Here is a 12,121-nt window from a genome sequence, read left to right as displayed (position 1 = left end):
AATAAAAAGTGAAAAATTTTTGTATCAATAGATTATCAAAGCCTTTTAATGTAGTTATAGACAATATAGCAAGTGATAAATCAATATCACACAGATGTGCGATGTTTTCACTTTTTTCTGATAAAACTTCGTATGTAAAAAACTATCTTTTAGCTGAAGATACTCTACACACCTTAAAAATTGTAGAGCAACTTGGTGCAAAAATTGTTCAAGATGGAAGCAGCATCGAAATTACTCCTGTAAAAAAACTAAGTGAACCTGATGATGTACTTGATTGTGGGAACTCTGGAACAGCTATGAGACTATTTTGTGGTCTATTAGCAAGCGTAGAGGGAAGTTTTGTTTTAAGTGGAGATAAATATTTAAGAAGCAGACCTATGAAAAGAGTTGCTGATCCACTAAGAAGCATTGGAGCAAAAATTGATGGAAGAGAGAATGGTAATAAAGCACCACTATTTATTAGAGGTGAAAAAAATCTTCAACCGTTTACTTACTCTTCTCCAGTTGATTCAGCTCAAGTTAAATCAGCTATGATTTTAGCAGCTTTAAGAGCTACTAATGTAAGTCGTTATAAAGAGAATGAATTAACAAGAGATCATACTGAGAGAATGTTAAAAGGTATGGGAGCTGAAATTTTTACTGATAGTGAAGGATTTATTAATATAAAACCTTTAACTAACTATTTAAAACCTTTGAATATAACAGTACCTGCAGATCCATCAAGTGGATTTTTCTTTGCAGTTGCAGCTGCTATTAATAAAAATTCAAGAGTTGTAATAAAAAATGTATCTTTAAATCCAACAAGAATTGAGGCTTATGAAGTTTTAAAAAGAATGGGTGCAATAGTAAATTATATTGAAAAAGAGAATATTTATGAACCAATTGGGGATATTGAAGTAATTGGAAATGAGTTAAATGGTGTTGAAGTAAGCCAAAAGATATCTTGGCTTATAGATGAACTTCCAGCGCTTAGCATTGCAATGAGTTTAGCAAATGGTAAATCGCTTGTAAAAAATGCAAAAGAGTTAAGAGTAAAAGAGAGTGATAGAATAAAAGCTGTAGTTGATAATTTAGCTCTTTGTGGTGTAAATTATACAGAGTTTGAAGATGGTTATGAGATTGTTGGAGGAGAACTTAAAGCTGCAACAATTGACTCATTTGGAGATCATAGAATTGCTATGAGTTTTGCTATTGCTGGACTTGTTTGTGGAATGAATATAGAAGATATAGAGTGCATAAATGCTTCATTCCCAAATTTTAAAGAGATTTTAGACTCTTTATACTAAGGATAAATTTTGAAAATTGAGTTAGCTAGTAGTTATGGTTTTTGTTTTGGCGTTAAAAGAGCTATAAATATTGCACAAAAATATGAAAATAGCGCTACTATGGGTCCATTAATTCACAATGAAGATGAGATTAATAGGTTAAAAAAAGATTTCAATGTTGGACTTTACTCAAACTTAAGTGATGTAAAACCTGAAGATACTGTAATTATTAGAACTCATGGAATTCCAAAAGATGAGTTAAAAGAGCTTAAAAAAACTACAAAAAAAGTTATAAATGCAACTTGTCCATTTGTAACAACTCCACAAAATATTGTAAAAAATATGTCAAAAGAGGGCTACTCAATAGTTATTTTTGGAGATATAAATCATCCTGAAGTTAAAGGTGTTATGTCTTATGCAACAGATATTGAAGATGTTCATATAATTCTTTGCAAAGAAGATTTAAAAAATTTAAAATTCAAAAAGAGTAAAATTGCTTGTGTTGCTCAAACTACAAAGAAAAAAGAGACATATTTAGAAATAGTAAATGAACTAATACTTAAAAATAAAGAGGTTAGAGTATTTAATACAATTTGTGATGCAACTTTTGAAAACCAAGATGCGGCTAGAGATATTTCAATAAAAGCTGATGTTATGATTGTAATTGGTGGAAAAAGTTCATCAAATACAAAACAGCTTCACTCTATTTGTTTAGAAAATTGCAAAGATTCATATTTAATAGAAAATGAACAAGATCTTGAAATTTCTTGGTTTAAAGATAAAAAATTTTGTGGAATCACTGCAGGTGCCAGCACTCCTGATTGGGTTATTCAAAAAGTTATCAATAAAATAGAGGGCTTTAAACTATAATTTAAGCCTTTTTTTTGTACAATCTTCCTATTTTAAAAAAAACTGGTAAACAAGAAGGTACAAAATGCGTATGGAAGATATAGATTTAGGTGAAGACTTTGATTTTGAGCAAATGCTTAATGAGTCTTTTGAACAAGCAGAGAATAACTCTGTAGTTGATGGTGTGATTGTTGAAATTACTGATGATAGAGTTTTAGTTGATGTTGGTCAAAAAATAGAGGGACTTTTATCTTTAAATGAAATTACTGTAAATGGTGAGTTAAAATATAAAGTTGGAGATACAATTCCTGTTATGCTTATGGGAAATAGAGGTGAAAGACCAAATATTTCACATAGAAAAGTGCTTCAAAGAGAGAAATTTGACAACTTCATAAAAGCTCATGGTGAAAATTTTGAAGATGTAGTTATTGAAGGAAAAGTAACAGCTGTAAAACCTAAAGGTGGTTTTACTATTGAAGATGAAAATGGTTGTGAATACTTTATGCCAATGGCTCAATCTTTTATGAAAAGTATTGGAGCAATCGGAAAAAGCGTAAAAGCTAAAGTTATTAAAGTAAATAAAAACCAAGGTTCAATAATAGTTTCAAGAAAAAAACTAATTGAAGAGAGCAAAAACTTAAAAGATGAAAAAGTTGCAAAAATCTTAGAAAATAAAGATGCAATTGATGGAGTTGTTAAAAAAATAACTTCTTATGGAATGTTTGTTGATTTAGGTGGAATTGATGGACTTGTAAACTACAATGAAATCTCTTATAAAGGTCCTGTTAATCCTGCAAACTACTACAATGAAGGTGACACAGTTTCTGTTGTAGTTCTATCTTATGATAAATCAAAACAACACTTAAGCCTATCAATCAAAGCAGCTCTTTCAAATCCATGGGAAGAGATTAAAGATAAATTAGAAGTTGGAGATACAATTACTGTTACAGTTTCTAACTTTGAATCTTATGGTGCATTTGTTGATTTAGGAAATGATATAGAGGGTCTTTTACATATCTCTGAACTTTCATGGAACAAAAACATTAAAAATCCAAAAGATATTTTAACTATTGGTGATGAGATTAATGTTGAAGTTATTGAGCTTGATATTGATAAAAAAAGATTAAGAGTAAGTTTAAAAAATCTTCAAGAAAAACCATTTAATAAATTTATTAAAACACACAAAGTTGGAGATGTTTTAAAAGGTAAAGTTTCAACTCTAACTGAATTTGGAGCATTTGTTACTTTAGGTGATGTTGATGGATTATTGCACAATGAAGAAGCATCTTGGGAACCAAATAATAAGTGTAAAAACCTATTCAAAAAAGGTGATGAAGTTGAAGTAAAAATTATCAAAATTGATAAAGAGAAAGAGAATATCTCACTTTCAATTAAAGAGATAGCTGAATCTCCTGCAAAAAAATTCCAAGATAACTATAAACTTGGTGATATTGTAAAAGGAAGCGTTAAAGATAAAAAAGATTTTGGAGTATTTATAAAACTTGAAAATAATCTTGACGGACTTATTAGAACAGAAGATTTTGGACCAGTTAATATTGAAGAGATTAAAATTGGTGATGAACTTGAAGCAGTAGTAATAAATATTGATACAAAGAAAAATAGAGTAAGACTATCTATTAAAAGATTAGAGCAACAACAAGAAAGAGAGATGCTAAAGTCTGTAAATGATGATATGTCTATGACTCTTGGTGATATTTTAAAAGATCAAATAAAATAATAGGAATTTTTTAATGAGTAAACATACAATTGTAGTTTGTGACCATATTCACGAAGCTGGATTAAATATTTTACAAAACACTGAAGATGTTAATTATGTTTATGCAGCTGATATTGACAAGGTTAAACTATTAGATATTATTAAAGATGCTGATGTTGCAATTACAAGATCTTCAACAGATGTTGATGAGAAGTTCTTAAATGCAGCAACAAACTTAAAAGCTATTATTAGAGCTGGTGTTGGTTATGATAATGTTGATATAGATGGTTGTAGTAAAAGAGGAATTATTGCTATGAATGTTCCAACTGCAAACACTATAGCTGCAGTTGAGCTTACAATGGCACATATGTTATCTTGTATGAGAAAGTTTCCATACGCTCATAACCAATTAAAAATTGATAGAGTTTGGAAAAGAGAAGATTGGTATGGAAATGAGCTTTATGGTAAAAAACTAGGTGTTATTGGTTTTGGAAATATTGGTCATAGAGTTGCACTTAGAGCAAAAGCATTTGAGATGGATGTAATTACTTATGACCCTTATATTCCAAGCACTAAAGCAACTGATTTAGGAATTAAATATACAACTAATTTTGATGATATTTTAGCTTGTGACATTATTACAATTCACACTCCAAAAAACAAAGAGACTATCGATATGATTAGTTTTGATGAGATTAAAAAGATGAAAGATGGTGTTGTATTAATAAACTGTGCTAGAGGTGGATTATATAATGAAGAAGCATTAGTAGAAAACCTAAAAAATGGAAAAATTGCAATGGCTGGAATTGATGTATTCAAAAAAGAGCCTGCAACTTCTCATCCACTATTAGATTTACCAAATGTTACAGTAACTGCTCACTTAGGAGCAAATACAAAAGAGAGTCAAAAAGAGATCTCTATTCAAAGTGCAAACAATGCAATAGAGAGTGCTAGAGGAATCTCTTATCCAAATGCATTAAATCTTCCAATTGATGAGAGCAAAATACCTTCATTTGTAAAACCATATATAGAATTAACACAAAAAATGGCATTTTTATTAGCACAAATTAGTAAAAGTGAAATTAGAGCTATTGAAGTAAGTGCTGAGGGTGAACTATCTGAATTTGTTGACTCTTTACAAACTTTTGCAAGTGTTGGAGTGTTAAGTGTTAGCTCTGGAAGTAGTGTAAACTATGTAAATGCAAACTTTATTGCAAAAGAGAAAGGTATTGATCTTTCAACTAAAGCTTTAACAAATAGTAGCGGATATAAAAATAAAGTTACTATTAAAATAACTACTTCAAAAGGTGTTAAATCAATCTCTGGAACTGTATTTGGTGAAGATGTTCAAAGAGTTGTTGAGCTTGATGGATTCAAAATTGATGTTGAGCCTAAAGGTAAAATGATTATTATGAAAAACAAAGATATCCCTGGAGTTGTAGGAAAAGTTGGAAATATATTAGGTCAAAATGGAATTAATATATCTGATTTTAGACTAAGTCGTGGAAAAGAGGGAACTGCATTAGCAGTTATTCTAATAGATGAAAAAGCAAACTCAAAAGTAATAAGTGAGCTTGATAGCCTTGAAGCATCAATTGCTGTTGCTTATGCTGAAATATAAGGAGAGATTATGGCAATTGGTATGAGTGAATTAAAAAAAGGTTTAAAAATCGAAGTTGATGGAATTCCATATAAAATCGTAGAGTATCAACATGTTAAACCTGGTAAAGGTGCTGCATTTGTTAGAGCAAAAATTAAGTCATTTTTAAATGGAAAAACTATTGAAAAAACTTTCCATGCAGGTGATAAGTGTGAAACTCCAAATCTTGTTCAAAAGCAGATGCAATTTTTGTATGATGATGGTGAGCTACTTCAATTTATGGATGTAAATACATATGAGCAAGAAGGACTTACTTATGATCAAGTGGGAGATGCTAAAGATTGGATAATAGATGGAATGCAAGTAGATATGATGTATTTCAATGGTAAAGCTATTACAGTTGAGCCTCCAATGGTAGTTGAACTTAAAATTATAGAGACTCCACCAAACTTTAAAGGTGACTCTCAAGGTGGTAGAAAACCTGCTACTTTAGAAAGTGGAGCTGTTGTGCAAATACCTTTTCATATACTTGAAGGTGATGTAATAAAAGTAGATACTAGAACAGGTGAATACTTAGAAAAAGTAAAATAATAAATAAGCTAGAGAAATCTAGCTTTTTATTAAAATATGAAAAATAATTAATCTCTCTTCTTTAAAAAAACAATCTTCTCATCACCTAAATAGTTTTCATGAAGTATCTCAAAATCAATATTTAAAGAGTTTGTAGCATTTATACCATCTCTTATCTTTGGACTTACTATTAAAACTACAAAATCTATCTTATCTTTTAAAATATCAAGTAAGTTATAAACACCTTCAACCATAATAAACTTATAATCAAGTATTTTAAACAAATCATCACTTATTATTACTTTTCTATTTGGTACACTAAATAGTGGTATATTTTGGCTAAAAACCTTATTTTTACTATATATAAATATATCTGGATTTTTACCTTTTACATACCTAGTGTCAAGTGTAGGTTTATCAACTCTTACGCTATTTCCACCAATTAAAAGTAAATCTATCTTATCTCTAAGCATATGAAGATACAATTTAGCTCTTTGAGAGCTAACCGACCCATCAATCATACCATTTAGTGTTTGTGCCATTTTAAAGAAGATACAGCTCTTATTTTGCCAAGATTTAAAAGGTAGAAGAAGATTATCACACTCTTTTTTTAAAACTTTTGTTGTAACTTTGATATTAGATTCTTCCAAAGTTTTAATTCCACCACTTGCTACTTTATTTGTATCAATTGAACCAATAATTACTCTTTGTGGTTTTAAAATAGATAAAAGTTTTGCACAAGATGGAGTTTTTCCTTCATGATTACAAGGCTCTAAAGTAGTATATATTTCACAATCATTAAAAAAATTATTATGATTTTTTATTAAATATTCATGTATATCAGAACTATTTTCTAATATTTTTAGTAAAGAGTTAGGCTCTTTGCTAAGAAGTGCTGTTTTTAAAGCATTTACTTCTGCATGTGGCAATCCTGCTTCTTTGTGAGCCTCTATTGCCAAAAGCTTTCCATCTTTTACAACAACACATCCAACAGCAGGATTTGGATATGTTAAAAGTTGATATTTCCAAGCCTCATCAATGGCTAATTTCATATAGAAATTATCATCAATTTTCATTGTTTTATATTTTTACCACTCAAAATAAGTTGCTGCACTTAAAATATCATTATGAGCAATCTCTACTTCTAAATTATCTGTTTTAACAACTATTTTGTTCTCATCAGCAAAAATTAACTCACCTTTAAAAACTTCTGTATCTATATTTTTTACTTTAACTTTTTCACCAACACTTGCAATAAAGTGTTCTATTTTTTTTAATTTTCTCTCAATTCCAGGAGAACTAACCTCAAGGTTATATTTTCCACCCATTGGTTCTTCTACATCTAAAAGAGGAGAGATAACTCTTGAAATCTCAGCACATTTATCTAAATTTACACCATCTTTTGAAGTTACAATAACTCTAAATATATTTCTATCATGCTCTTTAGTTGTAACAATATCATATAAGTTAAGTCCACTATTTTCAACTATTAGTTTAATTTGCTCTTCTAAATTCATTCTTCATCACTCTTTTTTGTTTTCTTTATTTTTGCAAATAGATCTTCTATATTTTTTGAATTCTCTAAGCTTGTATCAACTTCAAATCTAAAATTTGGGCATTTATACCATCCAGTTGCACTTAGAATTTCACTTTTTAATCTACCATTTGCTTTAATTAAATTTTTGATTATCTCATCATTTTGCTCTTTGCTAAAATCACTTCCATCAAAATATACTATTGCATCATATTTACCCTTTTTGCAATTAACTCCTGTAATTGCTAAAGAGTTTATAAGATCATTACTTAAAGATGATAGAGCTTGAGGAATAAGCTCCATTAGTAGTGATTCTGTTCTTTGAAGATTTATACTTTTCATATTAGTTATCTATAGAAACCTTCTCTTCAATTTGAATAAATGTTTCTATGAAATCTCCAACTTTTATATCATTAAATTTTTCAAACATAATTCCACACTCAAACCCATTTGCTACCTCTTTAACATCATCTTTAAATCGTTTTAAAGATGATATTTTTCCAGTATATGTAACAACTCCATCTCTAATAATTCTAGCGTGACCACCTCTGATTACTTTACCATCTGTTACCATACATCCAGCAACAGTTCCAATTTTTGGAACAACAAATGTATCTCTAACTTCTGCTTGTCCAGTATTCTCTTCTCTAATAACTGCACTCATCATTCCAGATAGTGCATCTTTTACATCATCAAGTAAATCATAAATAATTGAGTAAGTTTTAATATCAACACCATCAGTTTTTGCTTTTGCTTTAACTGCACCTGTAGGTCTTACATTAAATCCTAAAATTATACAACCTTCACTAGCACTTGCTAAAACAATATCACTTTCAGTAATTCCACCAACAGCAGAGTGAACAACTTTTACTTTAACTTCATCATTAGCAATTTTCTCTAAAGAGCCTTTAATAGCCTCTAAAGTTCCACCAACATCAGCTTTAATAATAACTGGAAGTTGTTTTATCTTACCTTCAGCTATTAATCCACTCATCTCTTCAAGTGAAACTTTTGTAGATTTTGACAACTCTTTTAATCTTGCATGCTCAGCTCTTGTCATTGCAATCTCTCGAACCTCTTTTTCACTATCCATTGCAACCATACTTGAACCTGTACTTGGAACTTCATTCAGTCCTAAAACTGTTCCTGTTTCACTAAGTCCTAACTCTTTTACAAGCTCTCCCATATCATTTGTAATAGCCTTTACTCTACCAAATGTTGTATCACAAACAATATTATCTCCAACTCTTAAAGTACCATTTTGAACTATAATATTAGCAACTGGTCCTCTTCCTTTTTCTAAAGATGATTCAATTACTGTAGCTTTTGCTTTTGCTGTTGGATCAGCTTTTAACTCTAAAAGTTCAGCTTGAATTAAAATATTCTCAAGTAAATCTTCAATTCCATCACCTGTTCTTGCAGATACTCCAATAAATTCAATATCTCCACCCCAATCAACAGGAGTTAAGTTTTTTTCAGCCATTTGTGCTTTTACCATATCAGGATTAGCACTCTCTTTATCCATTTTATTCATAGCAACTATTATTGGGCAACCACTTGCTTTTGCATGTGAAATAACCTCTTCTGTTTGAGCTTTAACTCCATCATCAGCTGCAACAACTATTATTATAATATCTGTAACATTAGCCCCTCTTGTTCTCATTGCACTAAATGCTTCGTGACCTGGAGTATCAACAAATGTAATTTTTTGACCATTTTTTGTAATTGTATAAGAAGCTATATGTTGAGTAATTCCACCAGCTTCACCTGATGCAACTTTTGAACTTCTAATTTTATCTAGAAGTGAAGTTTTACCATGATCAACATGCCCCATAATTGTAACAACAGGAGGTCTTGTTATAAATGAACTTGTATCAACTTCTAATTCATCATAACTCTCCTCATAATTTACATCTTCTAAGGCATCCTTTACAGTTACCTCTATTCCAAACTCTTCACCAAGAATCTCTAACTCATCTTGTTTTAAAAAGTCATTTTTTGTAACCATCATTCCAAGGCTAAACAAAACTTTTATAACCTCAGCTGGAGATTTTCCACAAGCTTCAGCAAACTCATAAACTCTAATATCTTCAGGAATTGTAACAGAAGTTATTTCAGCTTTCTCTTGAACTCTTACAACTCTTTTTTTTCTTTTCCCTCTTTTAAGTCCTGTTGGTGCATTTCCAAAAGCGGCTGGTTTTGAACTTCTTGAATGATTTGCACTATTAACTGGCTTTGGTTCATCAAAGATTTTGTATGTATCAGATAAATCCATATCAAATAAAACAACCTCTTCTCCTAATAAAGAGTCATCACTACTTTTAAACTCTTTATCATCACTTATAACTTCGATTTTTTTACCATGTTCTTGAGCTTTTATAGGAGTTTTTTTCTTCTCTTTTTTTACTTTTGAAGATGCAATATCAGCTTTTTTACTATTTTGATTTTCAAAGTTTTTATTTCCACTATCATCGCTGAATATCTCACTTAGAGATTTTTGAGATTTCTTTTGAACAACACTCTCTTTTTCAGGAGTTTTATTGTCAATCTCAGTATCTCTTTTTTTCTTAATAATTACAAGACCTTTTCTTTTTGGAACAACTTTCACAGCAGATACTTCAACTTCTTTATCATCAATAGGAATATCTAAATCTTTTTTTGTAGCTTTTTTTATTGTAGTCTCTTGTTTTATAGGTTCAATTTTTTCCTCTTTAGACTCTTCTTTTTTTACTTCAATTTTTTTTGGTTTTTCTATAGGCTCTTTAATCTTAGAACTTTTTCCTGTAAGAATATATTGCATAATCTCTTCTGCATCTTCAAAAGATACAGCAGCCTGAGCTGTTTTTAACTCTATTCCTAACTCTTTTGCTTTTTGCATTACCTCAGCGCTTGTTGATCCAGCCTCTTCAGCAATTTCAAAAACTTTTACTTTATCTGACATCTAATAAAATCTCCTTAAGTTGTTTAACATGGTTTTCTTTATCTTTGCACTCTTTTTGGAGCACTTTTTCTAATCTTTTACTATCTTTTATACTAAGATCATCTTTTAGCTTTATTGTGCAAGGTTCACACAGATAAAAGCTTCTGCCAAATTTATTATAATATAGCAAACTACCGTTTTGATATACAAATCTCAAAAGCTCTTTTTGTTCTATTTTTGATCTACAAAAAATACAAGTTCTTAAGATTTTTTTCAAATTAGCCAAACATTATATCCAATTTTTCTTAAAATATGATTTTTAAAGTTCAACTCTAACTCCAACATTATCAAAATCTACACTTAGAACTTTAAAATGAGGAAACTTCTCTTTTAAAATAGTAGTTAATTTATTACTATCTTCATTTAAACAAATGCTTAACATTGTAGAACCTGAGCCTGAAAGTGTACTCATTAAAGCACCATTTAAAAGTGCTATTTTTTGAACTTCAAAAAGCTCTGGCATATGTTTCATTCTATATTTTTGATGAAACATATCTTGTGAAGCATACTTTAACATATCCCAGTTTTCACTCATAAAAGATGCTGTTAGAAGCGATGAGTGTGAAATATTAAAAATTGCATCCTCTTTTGAGTATTTGTATGGAAGAGTTTTTCTTGATAGTTGAGTTGAGATTGCTCTATTTGGTATTACAACAACAGCTTTTAAAGTTTTTGGCATAGATTTATTTATATATTTAACTTCATTCTCTTGAACACTTGCAACACAAAAACCACCCATCACTGCAGGTGTTATATTATCTGGATGATTTTCATAAGCTAAAGCTAAATTCAATAATTTATCTTTTTCAAGTTTTATTCCCTCAATTGCATAAGCACTTGCAATTGCAGATACTATAACAGCAGATGAACTTCCTAAACCTCTTGATAGTGGAATTTCATTAAAAAATTCAAATCTAAAATGTCTCTTTCTTGAAGTTAAATTGTTATAAAAATCATTAAAAATAGAGATAAACATATTATTGTCTTTTAAAACAGGGTTATTAGAACCCTCACCTTTTAGTGAAACACTGTGAAATTTTGATGGTTTTATAATGACTTGATTTTTAAGATTTACTGCTAATCCTAAACAATCAAATCCTGGCCCTAAATTTGCACTAGTTGCTGGTACACTTACTCTCAAATATTCTCCTTTTAGACTGCTGGTAAATTATATATTGGAAGAGTATCTTTAGAAAACTCCAAAGTTTCTAAACCATTTGGTAATTTAAAATCCGAGATTTTACAACCTTTTTCTAAAAAATCTACTTTAAGACCATCTTTTGTATTTATGAAATATTTTTTTCCTAAAGCTTTTATTGGACTATTTTCATTAAATTTAAATCCATCAACTGCACAAAACTCTATATTTTTAATCATTGTAATAGTTTTTAGGAATATATAAGCAATTTTTATTGACATAAAAGAACCAGGAGTATTTACATAAGATACCCTTTTTATATCAAACTCTTCAAATATCTCTTTAAACTTTATTGGAAGCAAATCAGATGTAAGACCATCTAATCTATACTCCTTAATCAATTTTTTATTTTCATAAATTCCAACTAAAAGTGGATTTGATATAGTTATAACTAAAGCTTCTGTCAAA

General features: G+C 29.6%; 12 protein-coding genes. 5 read left to right on the top strand and 7 right to left on the bottom strand.

Annotation, left to right across the window (positions count from 1 at the left end; all coding sequences use genetic code 11):
* Positions 1–8: 8 nt before the first annotated feature.
* The 5 genes from aroA to efp all read left to right on the top strand — a co-directional run bounded on the left by aroA (position 9) and on the right by efp (position 6,022).
* Positions 9–1,286, top strand: coding sequence for a 3-phosphoshikimate 1-carboxyvinyltransferase (gene aroA, locus ASKIR_RS01360; RefSeq protein WP_066352764.1), 1,278 nt, complete (start codon positions 9–11; stop codon positions 1,284–1,286).
* Positions 1,287–1,295: 9 nt separating this feature from the next.
* Entirely contained in the window at positions 1,296–2,135 is an 840-nt protein-coding gene (locus tag ASKIR_RS01355; protein WP_066352766.1) for a 4-hydroxy-3-methylbut-2-enyl diphosphate reductase, read from the top strand.
* 64 nt (positions 2,136–2,199) lie between these two features.
* Positions 2,200–3,852 carry a 30S ribosomal protein S1 gene (locus ASKIR_RS01350; protein WP_066352768.1) on the top strand — a complete coding sequence of 551 codons (1,653 nt, stop codon included), beginning with the start codon at positions 2,200–2,202 and terminating at the stop codon, positions 3,850–3,852.
* A 13-nt stretch (positions 3,853–3,865) separates the two neighbouring features.
* The gene (gene serA / locus ASKIR_RS01345; RefSeq protein ID WP_066352771.1) at positions 3,866–5,452 is read left to right on the top strand and encodes a phosphoglycerate dehydrogenase; all 1,587 of its coding nucleotides are present in this window, start codon (positions 3,866–3,868) and stop codon (positions 5,450–5,452) included.
* Positions 5,453–5,461: 9 nt separating this feature from the next.
* Complete coding sequence (gene efp, locus ASKIR_RS01340) at positions 5,462–6,022, top strand: elongation factor P (RefSeq protein WP_066162793.1); 561 nt, start codon at positions 5,462–5,464, stop codon at positions 6,020–6,022.
* 47 nt (positions 6,023–6,069) lie between these two features.
* Here the strand turns inward: efp and ribD are convergent, their stop codons facing one another.
* The 7 genes from ribD to ASKIR_RS01305 are packed head-to-tail and all read right to left on the bottom strand — an operon-like array spanning position 6,070 to position 12,120.
* Positions 6,070–7,077 carry a bifunctional diaminohydroxyphosphoribosylaminopyrimidine deaminase/5-amino-6-(5-phosphoribosylamino)uracil reductase RibD gene (gene ribD / locus ASKIR_RS01335; RefSeq protein ID WP_066352773.1) on the bottom strand — a complete coding sequence of 336 codons (1,008 nt, stop codon included), beginning with the start codon at positions 7,075–7,077 and terminating at the stop codon, positions 6,070–6,072.
* A gap of 12 nt (positions 7,078–7,089) precedes the next feature.
* On the bottom strand, positions 7,090–7,518 hold the full coding sequence (gene rimP, locus ASKIR_RS01330) for a ribosome maturation factor RimP (RefSeq protein WP_066162799.1): 429 nt from the start codon (positions 7,516–7,518) through the stop codon (positions 7,090–7,092).
* Positions 7,515–7,877 (bottom strand): 30S ribosome-binding factor RbfA, encoded by a 363-nt coding sequence (gene rbfA / locus ASKIR_RS01325; RefSeq protein ID WP_066162801.1) that lies wholly within the window; start codon positions 7,875–7,877, stop codon positions 7,515–7,517. The genes rimP and rbfA overlap by 4 nt, the downstream gene beginning before the upstream one ends.
* Before the next feature lies 1 nt (position 7,878).
* Positions 7,879–10,476 carry a translation initiation factor IF-2 gene (gene infB, locus ASKIR_RS01320; RefSeq protein ID WP_066352774.1) on the bottom strand — a complete coding sequence of 866 codons (2,598 nt, stop codon included), beginning with the start codon at positions 10,474–10,476 and terminating at the stop codon, positions 7,879–7,881.
* Positions 10,466–10,732 (bottom strand): DUF448 domain-containing protein, encoded by a 267-nt coding sequence (locus ASKIR_RS10440; protein WP_167540781.1) that lies wholly within the window; start codon positions 10,730–10,732, stop codon positions 10,466–10,468. The genes infB and ASKIR_RS10440 overlap by 11 nt, the downstream gene beginning before the upstream one ends.
* 42 nt (positions 10,733–10,774) lie before the next feature.
* A complete protein-coding gene (gene thrB, locus ASKIR_RS01310; RefSeq protein WP_066162807.1) occupies positions 10,775–11,656 on the bottom strand; it encodes a homoserine kinase in 882 nt (293 codons plus the stop codon).
* An 11-nt stretch (positions 11,657–11,667) separates the two neighbouring features.
* Positions 11,668–12,120 (bottom strand): hypothetical protein, encoded by a 453-nt coding sequence (locus tag ASKIR_RS01305; protein WP_066162810.1) that lies wholly within the window; start codon positions 12,118–12,120, stop codon positions 11,668–11,670.
* Position 12,121: the final 1 nt, after the last annotated feature.

Origin of the sequence: Aliarcobacter skirrowii CCUG 10374 (assembly GCF_003544835.1) — a bacterium.
GTDB lineage: Bacteria > Campylobacterota > Campylobacteria > Campylobacterales > Arcobacteraceae > Aliarcobacter > Aliarcobacter skirrowii.
This window is presented reverse-complemented; position numbering and strand designations above follow the sequence as displayed.